The sequence below is a fragment of the Pseudoalteromonas sp. SG41-5 genome (assembly GCF_014164495.1).
Taxonomy (GTDB): Bacteria; Pseudomonadota; Gammaproteobacteria; order Enterobacterales; family Alteromonadaceae; genus Pseudoalteromonas; species Pseudoalteromonas rhizosphaerae.
The window spans coordinates 1-938 of sequence record NZ_JACJFH010000253.1 but is presented as its reverse complement, the minus strand read 5'-3'; the positions used below and the strand labels follow the sequence as shown (position 1 = coordinate 938).

Sequence of the window (938 nt, the reverse complement as noted above, 5' to 3'; positions counted from 1 at the left end):
ATGGAAGCCGCCATTGCAGTGCTACGCAAGCTCGGTAAAGGCGACCCAGTAAAATACTTACGGGAAATAAACTGGCAAAATTTGGGCAAGCAAGCCGCCAGTGAAGTAAAAGCCGTAATCAAAGGCTTTCGAGATACCTTGCAAGATATTTCAACTAGCTGGAAATACGACCTCCTGCTGCCAGACTCAGCCATTGACGGCATGCAAGCCATGGTCAAACAACTTGATGAAGTCACCCCAAAAATAGACCAAGGCGTTAAAAATGCCGCAAACGAAATTGGCAATCGCGTAAACAAAGCCCTCGATGAGTTTGAGCCACCGGCAAGCACAGGCGTAGTGGGCAAACCGAAGAAGACGGTAGCCAATGAATTAGAGCCACCGAAAGGGAATGATTTAAAGGGGGTACAGAGTAAAAACACTCACCCACTTCGATTAAAAATGAAAGCTTACAAAGTGCCTTGTTTTAAACCAAGTGATGGCTTAAGGAAAAGAAATAAAGGCGACTTACGCGCTTTAGAGCATAATTACGCAAGGCAGCTTAAACATCAAGAAAATGGCTTGAATGATTTAACCATTGGTGAATACAGAGAAAACCGCGAGCGATACAAAAAGATGAAGCGCAAAGGTACTGGAACTGCGCAAGATGATTTTAGAAAAGACTTCGAAAAAGATTTAAAGAGCTCCCTTAAAGACTCATACAGCAAAAAAGTATCATATGCTGAAGCCGAAAAACTAGCCTTGCAAAGGACAACAGAAATTATGGACAATTTACATGCATTACATGACCCTGACATGGGCGCAGGCGGGTATGATAGCGTATCGCGTATGGGCGATAAACGAGTTAATGGCTCTGTAGGTCCGCAGTGGGCTAAAGCACCCATAGGGAGTAAAAAAGGGGATAAAACACGCGTGCAATTAATGGATGAGCAAGTTGAAAA

The 938-nt window shown here is 43.8% G+C and carries 1 protein-coding gene; it reads left to right on the top strand.

Going from position 1 to position 938, the window contains the following annotated elements; translation table 11 throughout:
- Window positions 1-938 (top strand): polymorphic toxin type 15 domain-containing protein (locus H5232_RS23425; protein ID WP_259400199.1); only part of this gene is annotated, 938 nt, incomplete at both ends.